Below are 23,155 nucleotides of genomic sequence, written 5' to 3'. Positions count from 1 at the left end.
TTGGTTTCTTGATGGTCTTGGAGCCGGCGCCGTAGCCATCGATGTCGGTGCGAACCGACTAACCTATGGGATGACCCGGCCAAGGGCGCTTAGTGGCAGAAGCTGCCGTGCTTTGCCTGGTCGTATCAGCCGGCGATGAAGACGGGTGATATCGCTCTTTCACCTTTTTGGCGCAAAAAGCCGGTCGGGTGCGCGTCATCAGTGCAGAAATCGCTGGTGATCGGCAAAGAAACGAACGTGCCATCGGTGCGCTTTGGTGAAATCCTTGTTGTCGCGATTGGGTTACGCAAGTGCCGTACCAGTTCTACCGCTGCGCTAAATCCTGCAACATGTCGCCGTCGAAACGGCCGCAGCGCTCTTGCGCGAGCGGCCTGGGCGTGGGCGATGGTTGGAGGCGATCTCTGCGGTAGGGGCATGCTCGAGGACGGTAGTGGTTTTTCAGCGCCACGGACGCGCGGCGGCGCCTTGGCCAGCCGGATCGATAGGTACGCTCGCGACCATCGATGAGCCCATCACCGCAACGGAGCTATTCCGCAGCCGCGCAGCACGAAGGCGGTCAGTTCGTCGATGAGTTCTGCCCGACGTGGGGGCGTATCGAGGGGGGCGCCGAGCATCTTTTCGGCCTGCAGCGCGTAGTCGGCATAGTACTGGGTCAGCGCCCAGATATGCATCAGCAGCAGGCGTGAGTTCATTGGTACCAGCTTGCCAGCGGCGATCCAGCCGTCGATCACCGCGAGCTTGCGTTCGCAGAGCTCGATCATCCGCGGCCAGTGGCGTTGCAGGCGGTGGCCACCGCTGAGCATTTCGGTGGTGAAGATGCGCGAGAGCTCCGGCTGATCGAGGCTGAACTCGAGTTTCCGCCGGACGTAGCGCGTCAGTGCCTTGGCCGGATCGACATGGTGTTCGTCGAACTCGCTCAACTCTGCCCAGGTATCCAGCAGGTGGGAGAGTATCTGGTCGAACAGCGACTCCTTGCCGTCGATGTAGTAGTGCAATTGTGATTTGGTCAATCCGGCGCGCTCGGCGATCGCTTGCGTGGATGCGCCGGTGAAGCCCTGCTGGCTGAACTCGATGATCGCGGCGTCTTGTATCGCAGCCATCGCCTGCTCGCGCGTCAGTTTGGTGCGTTTGCCGATCCGGCCGTATCGGCCTGAAGCGATCCTTTCCACCCGAGTACCTTCCATCGTTGTCCATGATTATGTTTGTATCGGCCAATGATACGAGAACCTTGGCGCCGAAGGCCTCGTCATACCAATTGCCGTTGGGGAAGGGCTCGTGTTCGCATGGTTGGCCGACCCATCGCCTTGGCACGATGATGCGGGAGTTGCGCGGCGGCGACAATCAGACGCCTGATTCCAGCTTCGCGTGGCCGATGCCACTAAAGCCCAATATCAATTCATTTGGCGCTTCGGCCTGATGGAACCATCGAAGCCGGAATCTAGAGGCCTTTGGTCATCGGCCTTCTGTAACGTTACAGCTCGGTCAGAGCGGCGTCGCTTTTCCAATCATTGTCGAACCAGGAGGGATCACCATGCCTGCGCCTGCTGTCTTTAACGATAAAGAAAATAGTCTCGAACCCGGCGGGGAGTGGTGGAGAAGCGCTGTGATCTATCAGATCTATCCGCGTTCCTTCGCCGACTCCAACGGCGACGGAATCGGCGACCTGCCCGGTATCACCGCCAAGCTCGAGTACCTTTCCAAGCTCGGCGTCGACGCGATCTGGCTGTCGCCGTTCTACCGCTCGCCGCAGGCCGACGCCGGTTACGACGTCGCCGACTATCGCGATGTCGATCCGATATTCGGAGAGTTGGCCGACTTCGACTCCATGCTCGAAAAGGCCCACGCCCTTGGGATCAGAGTGATCGTCGACCTGGTGCCCAACCACAGCTCCGATGAGCACGCCTGGTTCCAGGCCGCGTTGAAGTCGCCGGCAGGCAGCCCGGAGCGCGCGCGCTACATCTTCCGCGATGGGCGTGGCGCCGAGGGCGAGCTGCCGCCGAACAACTGGCAGAGCGTGTTCGGTGGCGATGCCTGGACACGGCCCGAGGGCCAGCGGCAGTGGTACCTGCATTTGTTCGATTCCAAGCAGCCCGATTTCGACTGGCGCAACCCCGAGGTGCTCGACGAGTTCGAAGATGTGCTGCGCTTCTGGCTCGACCGTGGAGTCGACGGCTTTCGCGTCGATGTCGCCCACGGGATGATCAAGCAAAAAGGCCTGCCCGATTGGGACGGTAGCCAGGCGATGGTGGAAGGCGGCAACGTTGGGCCGATGTGGGACCAGGACGAGCTCCACGATATCTATCGCGCTTGGCGCAAGCTGCTCGATGAGTACGATGGTGACCGGATGATGGTCGCCGAGGCCTGGGTCAAGCCCCAGGCACGCCTGGCGCGCTACATCCGTCACGATGAGATGCAGCAGGCGTTCAACTTCGACTACCTGCTGGCGCGCTGGGACGCCAACGAGTTGAAGGAGGTGATCGACGATTCGCTGGCGCAGTCCGCCCAGGTCGGCGCGCCGACCACCTGGGTGATGTCCAATCACGACGGCGTAAGGCATACCTCGCGTTTCGGTCTCTCCCAGCCCGGCGCACGGCCGAAGGGCATCAACGCGGCGGCGGAGCAACCCGATGAGGCGCTGGGGCTTCGCCGCGCTCGCGCGGCGATCCACCTGACCCTTGCGCTGCCCGGTTCGGCCTATCTCTACCAGGGGGAGGAGCTTGGCTTGCCCGAGCACACCACCATGGAGGACCGGTTTCGCCAGGACCCCGCGTTCTTCCGCACCGACGGTCACGAAGTGGGTCGCGATGGCTGTCGTGTCCCGCTGCCCTGGATCGCCGGAGCCCCCTCCTACGGCTTCGGCCCGAGCGAGGCGAGCTGGCTGCCGCAGCCCGAAAGTTTCGCGCGCTACGCCGCCGACCTCCAGGAGCGGGACGCCGAATCGACCCTCTCGCTCTACCGTCGGCTGCTGGGCCTGCGTCGCGAGTACGGCTTGGGAGAAGGTGAGCTCGAGTGGCTGCAGAGCCCGCGCAAGGATGTGCTCAAGCTGCGTAACGGCGCGGTGACCGTGCTGCTCAACCTGGGCGATGAACCGATCGCGCTGCCGGCTGGCAAGCCGCTGGCGCAAAGTGTGGCACAGCCGCTCGAAGGCGAGCTGCCCGGCAATGCGGCGGTCTGGCTGCTCGGCTAGCACGAGCATCGCGAATCGGGCGGTTTCGCCGTTGGCAGGGTAATATCATGGCGCCGATGCTTCCGAGGAGGCATCGGCGCCTTCATCGTTGGCACGCGAGCAGCACGCAGATGACGCCGCCCACACGTGATTCGCTATCGGGAGAGAGAACATGGCCAAGCAGCGCACGGGCGAGCGCCCTCGTGTGACGCTCAACCATCTTGCCGCGCGGTTGAAGGTCTCGGTGACTACGGTATCGAACGCTTTCAACCGCCCCGACCAGCTCTCCACCGAGCTGCGCGAGCGCGTGCTCGCCGAGGCGCAGCTGCTCGGATACGACGGGCCTGACGCTATGGCTCGTGGGTTGCGCACCGGCAAGACGCACATCATCGGCGTGGTGCTGACCGAAGACCTTGCCTACAGCTTCGATGATCCGATCGCCAACCGCTTCCTTTGTGGCGTTGCCCAGGTGCTCGATCGTCACGGCCATCGGCTGCTGCTGGTGCCTGAGCGCTCGCTGCACGGTACGGCCAGTGAACCGATGGCCGATGGTTTCGTGGTCTACGGGGTAGAAAACGACTCAAGCCTGGTGGAGCGGCTGCGTCAGCGTGGCAAGCCGGTGGTCACGGTGGATTTCGAGCTGCCGGACACGCCCAGCGTGCGCATCGAGGATCGCCGGGCGATGGGTGAACTGAGCCGCTGGGCGCTCGCCAACACTCCTGCGCATTTCGAACCGGTGATCGTCTCGCTACGCCTGGAGCGCTGGCGTAGCCAAGGTGAAGATGGCAAGCCGAAGCTCGAATTGATGCAGCACGTTCGCCTCGACAGCATCTGCAGCGCGCTGCAGGAGGCGGGGCACGACCCTGAGAAAGTGGCGATCTTCGATGTCGAGCACAACACCCAGCGCCATGCCGAAGCGGTGCTCGAGGCCGCGCTGCAGGATCGGCGCCCAAGGCTTTTGCTGTGCATGACCGACCGCATCGCGCTCGGTGCGCTGACGGTCGCCGAGCGCCTTGGGCTCTCGGTGCCGGGAGATATCCGGATCATCGGTTTCGACGGGCTCGACGAGGGGCAGCGGCGCTCGCCGCAGCTCACCACCGTCTACCAGGACAGCCAGCGCAAGGGTGAGCTCGCCGCCTGCATGGTGCTTGGTCTCGACCGTGCTCCACGTCGAACCTTGGCCGGCTGGAGCATCTACGGCGAGACCTGTCCGCCAGCCTGACTCCGCTCAGGCCACCTCGCGAATGCTCTCCTCCGCTATCGCAAGCCGTACCTGGCTGCCCGGCGCAAGCAGCGATGAGGCGCTGCGATTGAGCACATCGACCGAGAGTTCCACCCCCCTGGCCTTGACCCGGTAGCGGATCACGTTGCCGAGCAGGCTGTGATCGACGATCTCGCCGGCGATCCCCTGGCTTGCGTCGAGCTGGATCGACTCGGGGCGAATCGCCACTCGATTGGAGAAGCTGCGGTCGAGCAAGCGGCCGGCGACGTCCGCATCGAGCAGGTTGTAGTGACCGATGAAGCCGGCGACGAAGGCGTCTTTGGGTGCGGTATAGAGCGTTTCGGCGCTGCCGTTCTGAACGATCTTCCCTTCCCGCATCAGCACGATGCGGTCCGACAGGCTCAGCGCCTCTTCCTGGTCGTGGGTGACGAATACCATGGTCAGTTCGAGCTCACGCTGGATGCGCCGGATCTGCTCGCGAAGGTGTCGGCGGATACGTGCGTCGAGCGCTGAGAGCGGCTCGTCGAGCAGTAGCAGTCTCGGGCGCACCACCAGCGAACGGGCCAGCGCTACGCGCTGGCGCTGGCCGCCGGAGAGCTGATGCGGATAGCGAGCCTCCAGGCCGTCGAGCTCGACCAGCGCCAGTACCTCCGTGACCCTACGTTCCAACTCGTCCTTCCTGGTGCGCTGCATGCGCAGGCCGAAGGCGACGTTGTCGCGTACGGTCATGTTGGGAAACAGCGCATAGCTCTGGAACACCATCGCGATCCCGCGCCGCTGGGGGGCTACGTTGCTGATCTCCTCACCGTCGAGCATGATCCGGCCGCCGTCGATCGGGGTGAGGCCGGCGAGGCAGCGTAGCAGCGTCGACTTGCCGCAGCCGGAAGGGCCGAGCAGGGTGACCAGTTCTCCACGGGAGGCGGAAAAGTCGATCTCGCTGAACACTGGATTGGCGCCATAGCGCTTGTGCAGACGCTCTACGTTGAGAAAGCTCATGACGATGACGGATCCCGGTTGAGGCGGTTGGCGGCCCAGGTCACCAGCAGCACGACCATGAAGTAGGAGATCACCAGGGCGCTGGTGAAGTGGCCGCTGCCATTGCGCATGTTGTTGAGGTACACCTGCAGGGTTTCATAACGGGTGCCGACCAGCAGGTTGGCGAAGACGAATTCGCCGATCAAAAACGAGAACGACAGCAGTACCGCGACCACCAGGCCCTTGCGCAAATTGGGCAACACCACGCTGAGCGCGGCGCGAAAGGTGCTCGCTCCGAGCAGGTGGGCCGCGTCCATCAGGTCGCGCAACTCGATCGCCTGGAGATTATTGGTCAGTGCGCGATAAAGGAACGGCAGGGCGATGGTGAAATAGCAGCCGATCAGGATCCACGGCGTGCCGACCAGTGCGAGCGGTCCGCCGGCGAAGAGCTGCAGCAGACCCACCGAGGAAACCACCGGCGGCACCGCGAACGGCAGCAGGATCAGTACGTTCATCACTGCGTCGAGCCGAGGGAAGTGGTAGGCGATGACGAACATCGCCGGCAGCACCAGCAGGCAGGCGAAGGCGAGGGCGCCGGCGCAGACCAGCAGCGAACGCCCGAAGGCGGCGAGAAAGCGCGGCTCGCTCCAAAGGCGCAGGTACCAGTCGAAGGTCAGGCCGGCGGGCAGCAGGCTCGCCGACCATTGCGTCGCCAGCGAGTAGAGCAGGGTGGCGGCCAACGGCAGCACCAGCACCAGCAGTAGCAGCCACACCACCAGCCGGTGGTACATACTAGCCCTTGCCATGGTAGCTCCTCTTCAGCAGCCACTGGTGGACCACGGTGATCACCGCCATCAGTGCGACCAGCAGCATCGCCAGGGCGCTGGCGAGATTGGGGTCGAGGTAGATGTCACCGGCGACCAGCGCGGCGATGCGTACCGGTACGACGTTGAAGTTGCCCGTGGTCAGCGCATAGACCGTGGCATAGGCGCCCAAGGCGTTGGCGAGCAGAATCACGAACGTGCCGAGCAGTGCGGGCGTCAGTACCGGCAGGGCGATATGGCGCCAGTAGCGCAGCGGACCCGCGCCGAGCAGCGCTGCGGATTCGCGCCAGTCGTCGCGCAGTGCGTCGAAAGCGGGATAGAGCAGCAGCACGCCGAGGGGGATCTGGAAGTAGGTGTAGATCAGGATCAGCCCGCCCTTGGTATACAGGTTGAAGTCCTCGATCACTCCGAGCTGCTTGAGCAGCAGGGTCAGGGTGCCGTTGAAGCCGAGCAGGATGATGAAGGCGAAGGCCAGCGGGACGCCGGCGAAGTTGCTGGTCATGTTGGTGAAGCTGATCACCATGTCGCGCAGCCGGGAATCGACCTGGCGCAGCGACTGCACCCCGATCACCGCGATCGCGAGTCCCAGCAGGCTCGACCACAGCGAGATTTCCAGCGAGTAGCGAATCGCCTGGAGGTAGAAGGGCGAGTCGAGCACGTCGCGATAGTTCGAAAGGCCCCACTCTCCATCCACGGTGACGAAGCTCGCCACCATGATCCAGGCCAGTGGGACGAGCTGGAACACGGCGAAGAACAGGATGAAGGGCAACAGCAGCAGCAGCGCCCAATAGCGATGCTTCATGCTAAAAGCTCCTCGCCGGCCAGGTGGTCATGGGCGAGCTCGTCGAATATCACCATGATGATGTTCAGCCCACTCACTGCATGTTGATCAGCACGTGCTCCTGCCACTGCCGCGGCAGCCGCTGGGCGCTCTGTTCCCACGCGGCGGCATCTTCGACCGGGCGGGCGGCGACGTACTGCTCGGCCGGCAGCAGCTGGGCGGCGACGTCTTCGGGCAAGGTGAGGTGCTCGGCCCGGATCGGACGGGCATAGCCGCGGGCCAGGTTGATCTGGCCTGCATCGGAGAAAATGTACTCGCGGGCCAGTTTGGCCGCGTTGGGGTGCTTGGCGTACTTGTTGATGATCGTGGTATAGCCGGAGGTCAGCGAACCGTCGGAGGGAATCAGCACCTCGAAGCGGTCGCGGTCGATCTGGTCGCGATAGTTGAGGGCGTTGAAGTCCCAGACGATGCCGACCTCGACTTCGCCGCGCTCGATGTTGCTGATCACCGGGTTGGTGAACGAAAGCCGTCCTTGCTTTGCGAGCTCGGCGAAGAAATCGAGCGCCGGTGTCAGATCGTGCTCGCTGCCGCCGTTGGCATAGGCTGCGGCGAGCACCCCGCTTGCCGCCTGGGAAGCGGCGCCGACGTCACCGATGGTCACCTTGTAGTCGCCTTCGAGCAGATCGGCCCAGCTATGGGGCACCTCATCGACCAGCTGCGTATTGACGATGAAGGCTATGGTGCCGGTGTAGGCCAGCGCCCAGTGGCCGTCTTCGTCCTTGGCCCAATCGGGAATCTGTGCCCAGGTGGTCGGTTTGTAGGGCTGGGTGACACCCCTTTGCACCGCGCGCGGGCCGAAGGAGGCGCCGACGTCGCCGATGTCGGCGGTGGCGTTCTCTCCCTCGGCGGCGAACTTGGCGATTTCCTGGGCCGAGCTCATGTCGGTGTCGATGTGCTCGAGCCCATAGATCCGCTGCAGGTCCTCCCAGGTGTCCTTCCAGTTGGCCCAGCTGTCCGGCATGCCTACGCTGTCGACCCGGCCCTCCTGGCGTGCGGCTTCTTCCAGCTCGGAGGGAATCTCGGCCGCGGCGAGGCTGCAGCCCATGGTGATGGTCAGACCGATCATTGAAGCGAGCAAGCGGTTCATGCGGTACTCCTGGACGGGACGAGGGAAGGATCTGGTCTAGATCAGCAAAACCCGAGCCAATTTGGTCCGTCGAGATGATATTTCGCTGTCCCTCATCGTCATGGTCCGCTGTGCAACCCTTGAAAACACTGGCACGGGGCTTGCTTTTCATCTGCGCGTCATCGGCTGAGCGATGACGGCGCGAGCCGTGTCGGCGCGTCCCGTGGCACTTTCGTCAATCTGGTCTAGTCCAAAATGGAGCAACCGAGTGTCCGATGCCCCATCACGTTCCATCGGTGCCGTCGGCACCATCAGGCAGGCGCTGGCCGAGCAGATCGGCCAAGGCCTGCTGCCTCCGAACGGCAAGCTGCCGGCGGAGCGCAGGCTCAGCGAGCTGTTCGACACCACTCGGATCACTCTGCGCGAGGCGTTGAGCCAGCTGGAGGCGGAGGGATTGATCTACCGCGAGGAGCGCAGGGGATGGTTCGTCTCGCCTGCGCGGGTGCGCTACAACCCGCTGGCGCGCACCCACTTCCACGCCATGGTCGAGGCACAAGGCCGCACGCCCGCCACCGAGGTGCTTCAGGCCCGGCTCGTTCCGGCCAGTGGCGAGGTCTGTGCCTTGCTGGCGCTGCCGGCGCTGTCCAAGGTGATCCAGATCCGCCGGGTGCGCCGGATCGACGGGCGCCAAGTGCTGTATGTTGAACACAATCTCAATCCGGCTTATTTCCCCGGCCTGCTCGAGCTCGACCTCACCCGCTCGCTCACCGAGCTCTATGCCGGAGAGTACGGCATTCGCTATGGCCGGGTGCGGTTCGAGATCACCCCGATCGCGCTGGCCGCCGATGCGGCGCTCGCGCTTCGCGCTGCGGCCGGCAGCCCGGCACTGCAGATCACCCGGGTCAACCGGGATCAGCTCGACCGCATCATCGACTGCGACCTGGAGTACTGGCGCCACGATGCCATTCAAGTCAGCGTCGAAGTCCCCGAGCAGACCGAATGAGCCGCGCGGCTCGCCCACGTTAGGTGGGGTTTCCTTCCTCCCGGCCAGGGCTCTCGTCCTCCTACTTTGGTCGTAAAAATCCGCTCTCATACCCCATGGCGGCGCCTTCCCGTTTGGTTTGCGGCTAAGGTCTAGCTGTGGGTCGCTGCTGCTTTGGAGTATTCCTGGGTGGCTTTCTTTAACGATCAAGATGGCGACGACGTTGCTTGATCGAAACATCCGCACAGCCGGCAAGGGGTCCTCAATGACCGAAGCCATGTCATCGATCGAGTCACCGAACCGCAGCGGCGGCCCCCCTCGCGGGCGGGCGACTCGGGTGCGTCGCCAACGGGTGCGCGCCGCCTGGTTGTTCCTCTCTCCCATGCTCATCGGTCTTGCGCTGGTCGCGGGCTGGCCGCTGTTGCGCACGCTGTGGTTCAGCTTCACCGACGCCGAGCTCAACGACCTGGCCGCCGCGCGGTGGATCGGGTTCGAGAACTACCTGCTCTACGAGGATGGTATCTGGTACGGCGTGCTCGCCGATCCGGACTGGTGGAACGCAGTGGGCAACACGCTTTACTTCACCGCGGTGTCGGTGAGTCTCGAGGTGGTGCTCGGGGTGATCGTCGCGCTGGTGCTCAACGCCAAGTTCAGAGGGCGCACGCTGGTTCGGGCGGCGATGCTGATTCCCTGGGCGATCCCGACCGTGGTGTCGGCGCAGATGTGGGCATGGATGCTCAACGACCAGTTCGGCATCCTCAATCATGCGCTGATGGTGCTGGGGGTGCTCGACGCGCCGCTGGCCTGGACCGCCGATGCCAATCTTTCGATGTGGGCGGTGATCATGGTCGACGTATGGAAGACCACGCCGTTCGTTGCGCTCTTGGTGCTCGCTGCGCTGCAGATGCTGCCCTCGGACTGCTACGAGGCCGCGGAGGTCGATGGCATCCATCCCGTGCGGGTGTTCTTCCGCGTCACCCTGCCACTGATCACCCCGGCGCTGCTGGTCGCGGTGATCTTCCGCGTGCTCGACGGGCTGCGCATCTTCGACCTGGTCTACGTGCTGACCTCCAATTCGGCGAGCACCATGACCATGTCGGTCTATGCTCGCCAGCAGCTGGTCGAGTTCCAGGACGTCGGCTACGGCAGTGCCGCCTCCACGCTGCTGTTCTTGGTGATCTCGCTGATTGCGGTGATCTATCTCTATCTTGGCCGTCGTCAACTGGGGGTCTCGAGATGAGCGCCAACGTCGCCTCCCGTTCCCGTCCGCGCCGCGACGCCCTCGCGCCGCTCAAGCGTGCGCTCTGCCGGCTCGGTTTCTGGTGCCTGGTGCTGGTGCTGGGCATCTATGCGGTGTTCCCGTTCTATTACGCGATCATCACTTCGCTCAAACCCTCCAGCGCGCTGTTCGACGTGAGCTTCTGGATCCAGAGCTTCGATCTTTCCAACTACCGCTCCCTGTTCGCCCAGCCGACTTTCGTGCGCAGCATCTTCAACTCGGTGCTGGTCGCCGTCTGCGTGGTCTTCCTCGCCCTGCTGCTCGCGCTCACCGCCGCCTATGCGCTGGGTCGAGTGCGTTTTCGCGGGCGCGGAGCGGTGCTGGTGATCGTGCTCGGCGTATCGATGTTCCCGCAGATCGCGGTGCTCTCCGGGCTGTTCGAGGTGATCCGCTGGCTGGGGCTCTACAACACGCCCTGGGCGCTGGTGCTCTCCTACACCATTTTCACCCTCCCGTTCACCGTATGGGTGCTGACGACCTTCATGCGCCAGCTGCCCCACGAGCTCGAGGAGGCGGCGATCATGGACGGTGCGACGCCGTGGGTCACCCTGACCCGGGTATTCCTGCCGTTGATGTGGCCGGCGATGGCGACCACCGGCCTGCTCGCCTTCATCGCAGCCTGGAACGAGTTCCTCTTCGCCTTGACCTTCACCCTGACCGACTCGCAGCGCACCGTGCCGGTGGCGATCGCGCTGATCTCCGGTGGCAGCCAGTACGAGCTGCCCTGGGGACCGATCATGGCTGCGTCGGTGGTGGTCACCGTGCCGCTGGTGGTGCTGGTGGTGATCTTCCAGCGGCGCATCGTCTCGGGGCTCACCGCTGGGGCGGTGAAAGGCTGACACAGCTGCCGTGCGCGGACGCACGGCAGCCGATCGATCATGACAAGCCGGGTACTGCCCGGGCATTCGGGAGGTGCAACGCGATGGCCAACGTCGAACTGAGCGGCGTCGAGAAGCGCTTCGGCGCCAACCGCATCATCCATGGCGTCGATCTGAACATCGAAGACGGTGAGTTCGTGGTCTTCGTCGGCCCCTCTGGCTGTGGGAAATCGACCCTGCTGCGGCTGATCGCCGGGCTCGAGTCGATCAGCGCCGGCGAACTCAGGATCCAGGGCGAGCGGGTCAACGAGCTGCCGCCCAAGGACCGCGGGGTGGGCATGGTGTTCCAGTCCTATGCGCTCTATCCGCACATGAACGTATTCGACAACATGGCCTTCGGGCTCAAGCTCGCGGGCGGCGGCAAGGAGGAAGTGCGCCAGCGGGTGATGGAGACCGCCAAGATTCTCCAGCTCGAGGAGCTGATGGGGCGCAAGCCCAAGGAGCTTTCCGGCGGCCAGCGCCAGCGCGTGGCGATCGGCCGGGCGATGGCGCGCGAGCCGGATATCCTGCTGTTCGACGAGCCGCTCTCCAACCTCGATGCGGCGCTCAGGGTGCGCATGCGGGTCGAGATCGCACGGCTCCACGAGCGGCTCAAATCGACCATGGTCTACGTCACCCACGACCAGATCGAGGCGATGACCCTGGCCGACAAGATCGTCGTGCTCAGCGCAGGAAGGATCGAGCAGGTCGGTTCTCCGCGTGAGCTGTTCGAGCGCCCGGTCAACAAGTTCGTCGCTGGCTTCATCGGTTCGCCGAAGATGAACTTCTTCGAGGTGCGGCTGGTCGCCACCGGCGCGCATACCGTGGTCGAAGGGGCGGGCATCCAGCGGCTCGAGCTGCCATTCGAGACTGGAGCGCTGGCCGTCGGTGACAGCGTCACCCTCGGCATTCGCCCCGAGCATCTCAAGCTGGAGCCGGCTGGGACGGATGCCGGTTTCGTCGTCGGCAACGTCGAATACCTCGGCAACGAAGCCTATGTCTATCTGATCGCCAACGGCGCGCGCGCCTCGCTCGAGGAGGACCCGCCGGTGTGTCGCACCGAGGTCGATACGGGCTTGAAGCGTGGTGACCGGGTGAATCTGGTGCCGGATATCGAGCGCATCCAGCTGTTCGGGCCCGACGACCGCGCGCTGGCAAGGCGCGAAAACCGCGTCGACAGCCCCGCCAGGGCAGCGCTGTGAGCCGTCTGCCTGGTTGGGGCGGCGCATGTGCCTTGGCGTTGGCGCTGGTGGGGATGCAGGCGGCGAGCGCCGAGGGGGTCACCATCCGCTTCACCTGCGGTGGCGGCGATGTCTCGGATACCCCTTGTGTCCGTGCGGCCCAGGAGTGGGCCGAGCTCACCGGTAATCGTGTGCAGCTGGTCTCGATGCCTTTTTCGGGCACCGAGCAGCTGGCGCTCTACCAGCAGCTCCTGGGCTCGCGTTCACCCGACATCGATGTCATGACGATCGACTCGGTCTGGCCCGGGGTGCTCGGCGATCACCTCGTCGACCTGGCCGGCCACCTGCCCGCCGAGCTTACCGATGGCCAGTTTCCTCGCGTAGTGGACAACAACATAGTCGAAGGTCGGATGGTCGCATTGCCGGCCTTCGCCGACGTCAGCATCCTCTATTACCGTGAGGACCTGCTCGAGAAGTACGGTCGGCCGGTGCCCACGACCTGGGACGAACTCACCGAGACCGCTGCCTACATCCAGCGCGAAGAGCGCGCCGCAGGCAACCGTGGGATGTGGGGCTATGCCTTCCAGGGGCGTTCCTACGAAGGCTTGACCGTCAATGCGCTCGAATGGCTGCTCTCCGAGGGGGGCTCGAACTACATCGATGCCGATGGCCGGGTGGATGTGCTCTCGGCGCCGGCCGAGCGGGCGCTGACCAGGGCCGCGGGCTGGGTGGGTACGATCTCGCCGCCGGGCACGCTCAACTACACCGAGGAGGAGGCGCGAGCGGTGTTCCAGAACGGCAATGCCGTGTTCATGCGTAACTGGAGCTACGCTTGGGCGCTGGGCCAGAACGCCAACAGTGCGGTACGCGGCAAGATCGGCGTGACCCTCATGCCGCGCGGCGAAGGCGGCGGGCATGTTTCGGGGCTGGGTGGCTGGGGGCTTGCGGTGTCGCGCTATTCCCGCCATCCCGAGCAGGCCGCGTCGCTGGTGGCCCATCTCGGTGGATACGAGACACAAAAGCGCGCGGCGATCGAGCGTTCAGCGATGCCGACGTTCGAAGCGCTCTACGATGATCCCGAGGTACTCGCCGCCGTGCCGTTCATGGCCGAGCTGCGCGAGCCGCTGGCCAATGCCATGCCGCGTCCGGCGTCCGAGACGCGTACGCTCTATCCGCGGTTCACCACCGCGGTGTTCTCGCGTACCCATCGCGCGCTGTCGGGAGAGTCGAGCGCGGATGAGGCGCTGCAAGGACTCAACCGCGACCTGCTGAGGATCTCGCGCCGAGGATGGTAGCGCGGTGCGTTCGCCTTGGGTCGGGTCGATCAACTGCCAGGGAGAAGGCCATGCGACATCGTCCTCGTTTTACTCGCTGGATGCATGGGGCGGCCCTCGGGGCCGCCCTGGGCGCGACGGCTGGTCTCGTCCATGCCGAGGGCGTGACGATCAGCTTCACCTGCGGCTCGACCGAGCAGGCAGAGCACTGCCAGCGCGCCGCCGAGGAGTGGGCGCAGCAGACCGGCAACCAGGCCAATCTGATCTCGATGCCGAACTCTTCCACCGAGCAGCTGGCCCTCTACCAGCAGCTGCTCGGCTCCCATGCCAGCGACATCGATGTGATTCTCACCGACACCACTTGGCCCGGGATCCTCGGTGACCATCTGTATGACCTGCACCAGCTGCTGCCCGGGGACATCACCTCTGGCCAGTTCGAAACGGTGATCGCCAACAACACCATCGATGGCGAGCTCAAGGCGATGCCGCTCTATACCGATGCGAGCCTGCTCTACTACCGCGAAGACCTGCTCGAGAAGTACGGCCGTCCGGTGCCGCGTACCTGGGATGAAATGACCGATACCGCCGCCTACATCCAGCAGCGCGAACGCGAGGAGGGCAACCGTGGCATCTGGGGATTCGTGTTCCAGGGGCAAGCCTACGAGGGGCTGACCTGCAACCTGCTCGAGTGGGTCGTCTCGGAGGGCGGTGGACTGTTCCTCGATCAGGATGGCCAGGTCGATGTCGACAACCCCGCCACCCGTCGCGCGCTGGAGCGTGCCCATGGCTGGATCGATACCATCGCGCCCCGTGGCACGCTGAGCTATGTCGAGGAGCAGTCGCGGGGGGTGTTCCAGTCGGGCAACGCGGTGTTCATGCGCAACTGGCCCTACGTCTGGTCGCTGACCCAGAGCGAGGGCAGCCCGGTGCGTGGCAAGGTCGGGGTCGCCCCGGTGCCCAGCGGCTCCAGCGGTCGCCATGTCTCGACCCTCGGCGGCTGGAGCCTGGCGGTGTCGCGCTATTCGCGTCATCCCAAGGAGGCCGCTGAGCTGGTCGCCTACCTGACCCGGCGCGAAAACCAGAAGTATCGCGCGATGACCCTCTCCTACCTGCCAAGCTACGTCGATCTGTTCGAGGACCCCGAGGTGCTCGAGGCGGCGCCTTTCATCGGCACGATGCGCGGCCCGGTGGAGCAGGCCGTCGCCCGGCCGGCGAGCCTGGTCAAGACGCTCTATCCGCGCTACTCCAATGCGATCTTCGATCGTACCCACCGGGTGCTGACCAACGAGGCGAGCGTCGATGAGGCGCTGGAGACGCTCAATCGCGACATGCTGAGGATCGCGCGCCGCGGTTTCGAATGATCCCCGGCGGGCGCCGGACAATCGAGGAGCAAAGCATGCTCGACGGTAACCAGTGGTGGCGCGGCTGCGTGCTCTACCAGGTCTATCCAGCCAGCTTCATGGATGCCAACGACGACGGCATCGGTGATCTCGCCGGGGTCGCCGCGCGGCTCGAGCACATCGCCGGCCTCGGCGTCGACGGTATCTGGCTGTCGCCGTTCTTCACCTCGCCGATGAAGGATTTCGGCTACGACATTTCCGACTATCGCGACGTCGACCCGCGCTTCGGCACCCTCGCCGACTTCCGCGCCCTGATCGACCGAGCCCATGCGCTGGGGCTCAAGGTGATCATCGACCAGGTGCTGAGCCACAGTTCGGACCGGCATCCCTGGTTCGCCGAGAGCCGCGCCAGCCGCGACAACCCCAAGGCCGACTGGTACGTCTGGGCCGACCCGCGTCCAGACGGCACGCCGCCGAACAACTGGCTGGGCAGCTTCGGTGGGCCGGCCTGGAGCTTCGACACCCGGCGACACCAGTACTACTTCCACAACTTCCTCCCCGAGCAGCCCGACCTCAACTTCCACCATCCCGAGGTCCAGCAGGCCCAGCTCGAGACGCTCGAGTTCTGGCTCGAGCTTGGTGTCGACGGATTTCGCTTCGACGTGGTCAATTTCTACTTCCACGACGCCGCCTTGACCGACAATCCCGCGGTGGATCCAGAAGCGCAGGAGAAGCCGCTCAAGTACAGCCGCGATCTGCCGCGGAGCTACCAGTGGCAGCGCTACACCACCGACCGGCCCGAGAACCTCGAGTTCCTCAAGCGTATCCGCGCCCTGATGCGCCGCTACCCAGGGACGACGACGGTTGGCGAGGTCGGCGGCGACCGGCCGCTCTCGACGATGAAGCGCTACACCTCGGGTGGCGACAAGCTGCATATGGCCTACACCTTCGACCTGCTGGGGAGCGCCAGCAGTGCGGCCTACCTGCGTGGCGTGATCGAGCGCTTCGAGCACCAGGCGCAGGACGCCTGGCCCTGCTGGGCGCTCTCCAACCACGATGTCGAGCGGATGGCGAGCCGCTGGCAGGCCGAGGACGACCCTGTTCGCCTGCGCTTGCTGCTGTGGGTGCTGCTGTGCCTGCGCGGCAGTGTCTGCCTCTACCAGGGCGACGAGCTGGGCCTGCCCGAGGCGCAGGTGCCATACGAGCGGCTGCGCGACCCGGCCGGGATCAACGGCTGGCCGCGCTACAAGGGCCGCGACGGCTGCCGGACCCCAATGGCATGGGAGGCCGACGCCAGCCAGCTCGGCTTCAGCGAGGTCGAGCCTTGGTTGCCGGTCGAGCCGCGCCACCGTCCGCTCGCCGCCGACCGCCAGCGCGAGGATCGCGCCTCGCTCTACCACTGGTTGAGGCAGGCACTCTCCCTGCGCCGCGCTCATCCCGCCCTGCACCACGGTGAGATCGCCCTGCTCGAGGCCGGCGACGACTGGCTCGCCTTCGTGCGCCGCCACGAAGACGAAAGGCTGCTTTGCGTGTTCAACCTCTCGTCCTGCGCCGGGAATCGGCGGATCGCGGTGTCCGGGAGCATCACGCCGCTTGGGCTTCCCTGCTTCGACACGCCGGCGCCGCTCAGCGGCCCGGCGGGTCTCGATCTCGAGCTCGACGCGCACCAGGCGCTGTTCGCGCGAGTGGATTAGAACCAGGTCTCCATCTGCAGCCCGAACTGCCACTGGCCGCTGGTGAAGCCATTGCTGCCCAAGGCGTCGGTGGTGCTGTAGTCGTCGAGTTCGCTGGTCCAGTCGAGGTAGGAGACGAAGGCGCGCAGTTCGGGACGCATGAAGAAATCGCCGGTGATCGGTTTGAGCGTCGGCGCGAAGGTCAGCTTGGCGAAGCTGCCTTTGACGCTTTCGCGGCCAGCGTAGCCTTTGGGGCTCAGGTCCATGTTCTGCCAGGTGAACTCGTACTGGAGTTCGAAGTTCTCGTTGATCGCCTGGGCCAGGCGGGTGTTGAAGGATATCCAGTCGTAGCGATCGCCCTCGACGTAGCGATCCTTGCTGTGCTCCGCCATCAGCGCTGGCGCAATGCTCCAGGTTCGGTCGATCGGCGTGGTGCCATAGACCGCGGCACGCACCGCGCGTGCGTCACTGAGCAGCTCCGAGTCGCCGCCGATCGATTTGAGCTCGGCGCCGAGCCCGCCGCCGGCCATGAAAGCGGCCTTGAAGCTGCCTTCCCGCAGGCCGAAGAAGCTCTCTCCGTGATAGGCGAGCATGGAGTGCACGCCGCTCTCTGCGCTCTTGCCGTCGCGGCTGTTGGTGGTCAGCGCCTCGCACTCCTCTTCGCTCAGGCCGTATCGGTTCGCGCGGCAGTTGTATTCGTTGTCGTTGGCGCGGATGGCGTTGACCATCCACTGCCAAGGACCGAAGAAGTTGTTCGAAGTGAAGATGTACGCCTGGGTGTCGTCGCTGCCGCCAGCGCCAGAGTAATCGCCATAGCTGCGACCGATCATCGACAGGTTGGTGCGCCACCAATCGGTCGGCTGGATGTCGTAGATCCCGCCACCGGTACCCGCGAGGAATACGAAGTCGGCGTCGAACCAGTGGATGTCGAAGTTGTCGCGATCGAAGCGCTTGCCCGCCCAGAAGGTCGCATCGCGAAACGCCCGGCTGCCGCGCAGCGCCGGTAGCGCGGTCAGTTCGGCGTAGACCTGGCGAACGTTCAGGTCGCTTTGGTTGGAAGTCCAGTCGTTGAGGGTCTCTACGCCGTCGGCGAGCATCATCATGTAGCGCGCCTGGGTGCCGTTGTCGAACACTTGGTTGTAGCTCAGCTTGGCCTCGACGTAGGTGTCGGTTTCATTGCCCAGCCGTCCGACCGGACCACCCACCGAGCCGGCAGGAGTGAAGTAGGGGCCGCCCTTGCCGCCATTGCCATAGTCGTTGAACAGGATTCCCGAACGCGCATAGCCGCCGAACTCGAAACCGCTCAGCGGCTGCGGTCGAGCGGAGGCGGCTGGCGATGCCCCGTCGCTGGCCAGATTCGGCTCGCTCCCGCTTGGCATGCCGAACGCAGCGTCTGCTTGGCGATCGATCAGCTGCTCCTGGCTGGGCGCGGGAAGGGCCGCGAGCCGGGGAGCCTGGAGCTGCTCGAGCGCTTGGCGTGCCTCGGCGGCGCGGCGCTCGGCTTCCTCGGCACGCTGCTCCGCCGCGGTGATCCTGGCTTCCATCGCGGCCAAGCGCTGTTCGAGGGAGGGTGGTTGCTCGGCGAGTACGGGAAGGCTCAGGGTGAGTAGCCCCAGCGCCGATGGCAAGGTGAAGAAGAAGTGGCTGGTGGGAGCAGAGCGCATGGATGATGCCTGTATCGTTATAGAGTCGTGACTGTATCGATAAAGACTTCATCCTGTAACGTTAAAGTCCTGGGCCTTTGGTCGAGCATCGACCAAAGAAGCCCGGCTAAACAAGTCCGAGAGGGAGGGGGCCGGAAATCCGGCCCCGGCAGGGTTTCAGGAGTTTGGCGAGAATCTCAGGGGCGGGCGGCGGAGCGTGCCATGGTGAGGATCACCAGCGCCGAGATCAGCAGCGCGATGAAGGCCAGGCGCAGCCCGATCGCATGGGCGAGGAAACCGAGCATGGGAGGGCCGGCGAGCATACTGACGTAGCCCATCATCGCGACCGATGCGATCGCGGTGGAGGGCGACATGTCAGGGTTGCGGCCGGCGAGGCTGAGCAGGCAGGGGAAGAGCGTGGCCATGCCGAGCCCGGCGAGGACGAAGCCGAACAGCGCCACGTTGGGCGAGGCGAACAGAACCGCCACGCCTATCCCGATCATGCCGAAGGTCCCACCGATCTGCAGCGCACGCATCGGGCCGACGAAATCGATCCAGCGGTCGCCGAGCAGGCGGCCGATCGCCATCGATCCGGTGAATACCGCCAGGCCCAGCGCGGCATACCCCCTGCTCGCGCCGACATCGGTCAAGAACAGCGCCGACCAGTCGGCCATCGAGCCTTCGACGAATACCGTCGCCGCCGCGATCGCGCCGACCAGCCACAGCCGGCCCTTGGGCAGTACGAACAGCGGGCCGCCGGCCCGCTCTATGCGCGGCGGTGGCTTGATCAGCAAGCGCTTGCTGATCAGCGTGCCGATCAGCAGCACCACCGCGACCAGGCTGAGATGGTAGGCGGGCTGCAGGCCCGCGGCGGCGAGCGCGCCACCGCTGAGCGAGCCGATCATGCCGCCGAGGCTGAATACCCCGTGGAAGGAGGACATGATCGAGCGGCGATAGCGCCGCTCGAGGCTCGCGGCCTGGTCGTTCATCGAGATGTTCATCAAGCCCATGCCGGCACCGAACACTACCAGTGCGCCGCCGAGGGCATAAGCGCTCGGCGACCAGCCGATCAGCACGATCGAGAGGATCACCAGGTAGGCGCCGATGCGGGTGGTGCGCCGGCTGCCGAAAGTGCTGATCAAGTAGCTCGACAGCAGGGTCAGGCTCAGTGAACCGGCGACGGGACAGAGCAGCAGCAGGCCGATCTGCGCCTCGTTGAGCGAGAGCGTGTCGCGGATATCGGGAATCCGTACCGCCCAGTTGGAGAAAGCAAGGCCGGAAAGGGCGAAGAAGAAGGCGATGGAAGCGCGCCGGTAGGGGCTGGAGGTACGCTCTTGCGGCACTTCGGTGTACGAGGAGTCGGTCGAAGTTTCGGGCTCTGCCATACGGGATTCCCTGCTGCGGTGGTGGGTGCCCGGGCTACACGTAGTCGCCCACGACTGCAATTGCGGCCCTCGTCGAAGGGCGTGGATGAGACCGGTTCCGCCACGTTCGACGGCGGGCTTGGCGAGAAAGCACATCCTTCGCTGATAATCGGGCAAGCGCCCGGTCCATGCAATCTGTGTATGCGACACTCGGTGAAACCAACGGTTCGATGAGGAGATATGGAATGCGCGCGATACTGGCCCGTGTCGCTGCCCTGGCGGTGCTTGCGCTCTGCGCTGGCAGCGGCGTCGCCCAGGCGGCGCTGAGCCTCGATGAGGTCGATGACTATGTGCTCGCATTGACCTGGCACCCCGGCTTTTGCGCCGGCGCGGGGCAGGGGCGGGAGGAGTGCCGCGACGGCGATGGCGGACCGCTCGCGCTGCACGGTCTGTGGCCGGGGCTGCCGGCCACGCTTGCGCGCGATGGGGTCGGTCGCGGCGAGTGGAACCGCGAAGGGTGCTTTCGCTTCTCGCCCGAGCGAAGCGGGCCTTTCTGCTCGATCGAACCGTTGATTCTCGATCGCACCCTCGAGGCCGAGCTCGAGCGGGTGATGCCGGGGGAGCGCAGCTGCCTCGACCGCTACCAGTTCGCCAAGCACGCGTCGTGTTTCGATATCTCGCCGGAGCGCTATTTCTCTCAGGCACTAGGTCTGTTCGAGGCGGTGGAGCGTAGCCGCTTCGCGGCATGGCTTTTCGACCATCGAGGCGAGACGGTCGGGCGCAACGCGTTGATCCAGGCTTTTCGCGATGCATTCGGCGCCGATGGGCGCGCACTGATGCTGGTCTGCGATCGAGCCGACAACCTCACCGAGCTGCGCATCGGCCTCGATGCCCGAAGGATCGACGAGTTCCCCGCTTCGGCCAGCTTCAGCCGTGTTGGCACCGGGCGCTGTGGCGGTCGAATCACGCTACGCTGAAAGCTTTGGCGATCCGCTGAGTCATGCTGATCCTCGATCGGAAAGAGAGACGCCTTGGACATCGAATCTTCGTCATACCCCGCCCTCGAGGCGTTGGGCGAGTTCATCGCCGCTCATGCGCCGCTTTGCGTACTCAGTGGCGCAGGGGTGAGCACCGACAGCGGCATACCTGACTACCGCGACGCCCAAGGCGAATGGAAGCGCCCCGCGCCGATGACCCACCAGGCCTTCATGGGCAGCCACGCCGCGCGTCAACGCTATTGGGCCCGTGCGCTGGTGGGGTTCCGGGCGCTCGGCGAGGCGCTACCCGGGCCCGCCCATCTGGCGCTAGCGGCACTCGAGCGCCACGGTCTGGTCAATGGGGTGATCACCCAGAACGTCGATCGGCTGCATCAGGCCGCTGGCAGCCGGCGGGTGATCGACCTTCATGGCCGTGCCGACGAGGTGCGCTGCATGCATTGCGACGTTCGGATGCCACGCGCTGCGTGGCATGCCCGGCTGGCTGAGCTCAACCCCGCCTGGGCGATGCTCGATGCGGCCATCGCGCCGGACGGGGACGCCTATCTCGAGGGCGACTTCTCGACCTTCGAAGTACCGCACTGCCCGCGCTGCGGCATCGGCGTGATCAAGCCCGACGTGGTCTATTTCGGCGATATCGTGCCCAAGGCACGCGTCGTCGACGCGATGGCGCTGCTCGATGAAAGCCGCGGGCTCTGGGTGGTCGGCAGCTCGTTGATGGTCTTCTCGGGGTTTCGCTTCGCCCGCAAAGCGAGCGCCGACGGCCTGCCGATCGCCTGCCTCAACCTCGGCCGCACCCGGGCTGACGATCTCTACACGCTCAAGGTCGAAGCGCCGCTTGGCGAGAGCCTCGGCGCCCTGGCCGAGCGGCTCGGTTCATTCGTTGCTCGGCGATAGCTCGAGGCGGATGTCGCGACTTGGCCCGCCCTGGGTCAGCACCGGCAGCGGCTCGGTGTCGAGATAGCGCAGCTTGCCATCGATACGCAGGCTGGCTTCCAGCGCATAGCGGCGCTGCGGATCGATGCTCGAGGCGTCGTAGACCAGCGAGAAGCGCTGCGGCCAGCCGCCCTGGGTCGGCTGCCGGGTGATGGCGACGGTTTCACGGCCGGTGCCGAGGTCGATGAGCGAGACTTCGAGCGTGGCGTTGGCCGGCGGTGGGGTCGTGAGCTCGACTTCGCCTTCGAGCGTGGCGAAGTCCGGCCCCGAGGAAAACAGCGCGCAGCCGCCGAGCGAGCCGAGCAGCAGCACGGCGAGCGCGGAGGTGAAAAGCTTGAATGGTCGCATGGGATATCCGGGATTGCGGGTCGCGTGGAGCGTGGTGATGTGATGGCGGCCTTCAGCCGCCAGCGAGCTTGACCTTGTAGCCTTGGCTTTCGAGGGCGCGTTTGAGGGTGTCGCGGTGATCGCCCTGGATCTCGATCACGCCGTCTTTCAGCGCGCCGCCGCTGCCGCAGCGCTTCTTGAGTTCGGCGGTGAGCTTCTTCAACGCTTCCTCGGCGAGCGGCACGCCGCTCACCGTGGTCACGCCCTTGCCCTTGCGGCCCGAGGTTTCGCGACGGATCCGCACGACCCCATCGAGCCCGGCGAGCCTGGCCTGATCGCGGGCCTCACGGGCCGCCTCAGGATCGTCGCCACGCAGATCGCCGCGTTCGGTGGAATAGACCAGCGAGCTCAGTTGGTCTTTGAGAGATGGCATGGGTAAAACCTCGATCGAATCCGTCCCGGGCGAGCATAGCAGCCCCGCTGCGGCGGGGTGAAACCGTGTCACGCCGGAGGCTTTACATCCCTTCGACCAAAGAGTAATCCTTGGGTTCTCTTTAACGCCGCGCGCCGCGTGGCGGCTTGCAGACATCCAAGGAGCTTTCATGAGTGAAGCACGCAGCGCCCAGTATCCCGTCGCGGCCCAGTTCGTCGAACGTTGGTCACCGCGCTCGCTGACCGGAGAGGCGATCGACGACCAGACCCTGTTCAGCCTGTTCGAGGCTGCGCGATGGGCGCCTTCCGCCTACAACGTGCAGCCGTGGCGCTTCAGCTATGCCAAGCACGGTAGCGGCAGCTGGGATGCCTATCTCGAGTTCCTCAACGACTTCAACCGTAGCTGGGCCAAGAATGCATCGGCCCTGGTCGTGGTGCTGTCGAAGACCACCAGCCTTAGTGCCGAACAGGAGGTCGAGAACCCGAGCCACTCTTTCGATACCGGCGCGGCCTGGGCCAGCCTCGCGCTGCAGGCACACCTGTCGGGGTGGGTCACCCATGGGATGACCGGTATCCACAAGGAGAAGATTCGCGAAGTGCTGGAGCTGCCGGAGAACTACACGGTCGAGGCGGTGATCGCGATCGGCAAGCGCGGCGACAAGTCCGCACTGCCCGAGGGCCTGCAGGCCAAGGAATCGCCCAACGAACGCCGGCCGCTCGAAGAGACCGTGTTCGAAGGGCTGGGATTCAAGGCCTGAGTTTTGATGTAACGGCTGGG

General features: G+C 65.1%; 21 protein-coding genes. 12 read left to right on the top strand and 9 right to left on the bottom strand.

Features of this window, described 5'->3' with window-relative positions; genetic code table 11:
* Positions 1 to 512: 512 nt before the first annotated feature.
* A complete protein-coding gene (locus Q376_RS0102480) occupies positions 513 to 1,100 on the bottom strand; it encodes a TetR family transcriptional regulator C-terminal domain-containing protein (RefSeq protein ID WP_052364894.1) in 588 nt (195 codons plus the stop codon).
* Between the two features lie 503 nt (positions 1,101 to 1,603).
* Here Q376_RS0102480 and Q376_RS21160 point away from each other — a divergent pair.
* Both Q376_RS21160 and Q376_RS0102470 read left to right on the top strand, forming a co-directional pair.
* The gene (locus Q376_RS21160; protein ID WP_245598887.1) at positions 1,604 to 3,187 is read left to right on the top strand and encodes a glycoside hydrolase family 13 protein; all 1,584 of its coding nucleotides are present in this window, start codon (positions 1,604 to 1,606) and stop codon (positions 3,185 to 3,187) included.
* 151 nt (positions 3,188 to 3,338) lie between these two features.
* Positions 3,339 to 4,388, top strand: a complete 1,050-nt coding sequence (locus Q376_RS0102470) for a LacI family DNA-binding transcriptional regulator (RefSeq protein WP_052364877.1) — start codon at positions 3,339 to 3,341, stop codon at positions 4,386 to 4,388.
* A 6-nt stretch (positions 4,389 to 4,394) separates the two neighbouring features.
* On the opposite strand, the gene Q376_RS0102465 is transcribed toward Q376_RS0102470, so the two are convergent.
* The 4 genes from Q376_RS0102465 to Q376_RS0102445 all read right to left on the bottom strand — a co-directional run bounded on the left by Q376_RS0102465 (position 4,395) and on the right by Q376_RS0102445 (position 8,115).
* On the bottom strand, positions 4,395 to 5,384 hold the full coding sequence (locus Q376_RS0102465) for an ABC transporter ATP-binding protein (protein WP_027348961.1): 990 nt from the start codon (positions 5,382 to 5,384) through the stop codon (positions 4,395 to 4,397).
* Positions 5,381 to 6,169 carry an ABC transporter permease gene (locus Q376_RS0102460; protein WP_027348960.1) on the bottom strand — a complete coding sequence of 263 codons (789 nt, stop codon included), beginning with the start codon at positions 6,167 to 6,169 and terminating at the stop codon, positions 5,381 to 5,383. The genes Q376_RS0102465 and Q376_RS0102460 overlap by 4 nt, the downstream gene beginning before the upstream one ends.
* Positions 6,156 to 6,989, bottom strand: a complete 834-nt coding sequence (locus tag Q376_RS0102455; protein WP_027348959.1) for an ABC transporter permease — start codon at positions 6,987 to 6,989, stop codon at positions 6,156 to 6,158. The genes Q376_RS0102460 and Q376_RS0102455 overlap by 14 nt, the downstream gene beginning before the upstream one ends.
* Before the next feature lie 73 nt (positions 6,990 to 7,062).
* Positions 7,063 to 8,115: an ABC transporter substrate-binding protein gene (locus tag Q376_RS0102445; protein ID WP_027348958.1), complete on the bottom strand. Its 1,053-nt coding sequence runs from the start codon at positions 8,113 to 8,115 to the stop codon at positions 7,063 to 7,065.
* A 247-nt stretch (positions 8,116 to 8,362) separates the two neighbouring features.
* Between Q376_RS0102445 and Q376_RS0102440 the strand changes: the two genes are divergently transcribed.
* From Q376_RS0102440 to Q376_RS0102410, 7 genes are all read left to right on the top strand, one after another.
* On the top strand, positions 8,363 to 9,097 hold the full coding sequence (locus Q376_RS0102440) for a UTRA domain-containing protein (RefSeq protein ID WP_027348957.1): 735 nt from the start codon (positions 8,363 to 8,365) through the stop codon (positions 9,095 to 9,097).
* 244 nt (positions 9,098 to 9,341) lie between these two features.
* Complete coding sequence (locus Q376_RS0102435; protein WP_027348956.1) at positions 9,342 to 10,316, top strand: carbohydrate ABC transporter permease; 975 nt, start codon at positions 9,342 to 9,344, stop codon at positions 10,314 to 10,316.
* Positions 10,313 to 11,194: a carbohydrate ABC transporter permease gene (locus Q376_RS21155; RefSeq protein WP_052364876.1), complete on the top strand. Its 882-nt coding sequence runs from the start codon at positions 10,313 to 10,315 to the stop codon at positions 11,192 to 11,194. The genes Q376_RS0102435 and Q376_RS21155 overlap by 4 nt, the downstream gene beginning before the upstream one ends.
* An 83-nt stretch (positions 11,195 to 11,277) precedes the next feature.
* The gene (locus tag Q376_RS0102425; RefSeq protein WP_027348955.1) at positions 11,278 to 12,414 is read left to right on the top strand and encodes an ABC transporter ATP-binding protein; all 1,137 of its coding nucleotides are present in this window, start codon (positions 11,278 to 11,280) and stop codon (positions 12,412 to 12,414) included.
* Complete coding sequence (locus tag Q376_RS0102420) at positions 12,411 to 13,688, top strand: ABC transporter substrate-binding protein (protein WP_155834110.1); 1,278 nt, start codon at positions 12,411 to 12,413, stop codon at positions 13,686 to 13,688. The genes Q376_RS0102425 and Q376_RS0102420 overlap by 4 nt, the downstream gene beginning before the upstream one ends.
* Positions 13,689 to 13,738: 50 nt before the next feature.
* Positions 13,739 to 15,028, top strand: a complete 1,290-nt coding sequence (locus tag Q376_RS0102415; protein ID WP_081803356.1) for an ABC transporter substrate-binding protein — start codon at positions 13,739 to 13,741, stop codon at positions 15,026 to 15,028.
* Between the two features lie 35 nt (positions 15,029 to 15,063).
* Positions 15,064 to 16,701, top strand: coding sequence for an alpha-glucosidase (locus tag Q376_RS0102410; protein WP_027348952.1), 1,638 nt, complete (start codon positions 15,064 to 15,066; stop codon positions 16,699 to 16,701).
* On the opposite strand, the gene Q376_RS0102405 is transcribed toward Q376_RS0102410, so the two are convergent.
* Together Q376_RS0102405 and Q376_RS21150 are read right to left on the bottom strand one after the other, a co-directional pair.
* Complete coding sequence (locus Q376_RS0102405) at positions 16,698 to 18,344, bottom strand: carbohydrate porin (RefSeq protein WP_052364874.1); 1,647 nt, start codon at positions 18,342 to 18,344, stop codon at positions 16,698 to 16,700. The genes Q376_RS0102410 and Q376_RS0102405 overlap by 4 nt on opposite strands.
* Before the next feature lie 176 nt (positions 18,345 to 18,520).
* Positions 18,521 to 19,708, bottom strand: a complete 1,188-nt coding sequence (locus tag Q376_RS21150) for an MFS transporter (protein WP_052364873.1) — start codon at positions 19,706 to 19,708, stop codon at positions 18,521 to 18,523.
* A gap of 224 nt (positions 19,709 to 19,932) precedes the next feature.
* On the opposite strand from Q376_RS21150, the gene Q376_RS0102395 reads away from it, so the two are divergent.
* Positions 19,933 to 20,664 (top strand): ribonuclease T2 family protein, encoded by a 732-nt coding sequence (locus tag Q376_RS0102395; RefSeq protein WP_052364872.1) that lies wholly within the window; start codon positions 19,933 to 19,935, stop codon positions 20,662 to 20,664.
* A gap of 60 nt (positions 20,665 to 20,724) precedes the next feature.
* A complete protein-coding gene (locus Q376_RS0102390) occupies positions 20,725 to 21,579 on the top strand; it encodes an NAD-dependent protein deacetylase (RefSeq protein ID WP_155834114.1) in 855 nt (284 codons plus the stop codon).
* Here Q376_RS0102390 and Q376_RS0102385 read toward each other — a convergent pair.
* Both Q376_RS0102385 and yciH read right to left on the bottom strand, forming a co-directional pair.
* Complete coding sequence (locus Q376_RS0102385) at positions 21,559 to 21,966, bottom strand: YbaY family lipoprotein (RefSeq protein WP_027348948.1); 408 nt, start codon at positions 21,964 to 21,966, stop codon at positions 21,559 to 21,561. The two genes, Q376_RS0102390 and Q376_RS0102385, sit on opposite strands and share 21 nt — an antisense overlap.
* Positions 21,967 to 22,018: 52 nt before the next feature.
* Positions 22,019 to 22,378 (bottom strand): stress response translation initiation inhibitor YciH, encoded by a 360-nt coding sequence (gene yciH, locus Q376_RS0102380; RefSeq protein ID WP_027348947.1) that lies wholly within the window; start codon positions 22,376 to 22,378, stop codon positions 22,019 to 22,021.
* Positions 22,379 to 22,547: 169 nt separating this feature from the next.
* Here yciH and Q376_RS0102375 point away from each other — a divergent pair, with 169 nt between their 5' ends.
* Complete coding sequence (locus tag Q376_RS0102375) at positions 22,548 to 23,135, top strand: nitroreductase family protein (RefSeq protein ID WP_027348946.1); 588 nt, start codon at positions 22,548 to 22,550, stop codon at positions 23,133 to 23,135.
* Positions 23,136 to 23,155: the final 20 nt, after the last annotated feature.

This window comes from Halotalea alkalilenta DSM 17697, from assembly GCF_000621205.1.
GTDB lineage: Bacteria > Pseudomonadota > Gammaproteobacteria > Pseudomonadales > Halomonadaceae > Halotalea > Halotalea alkalilenta.
Note: the sequence above shows the minus strand (reverse complement) of the source record. Positions and strands in the feature narration are given on the sequence as shown.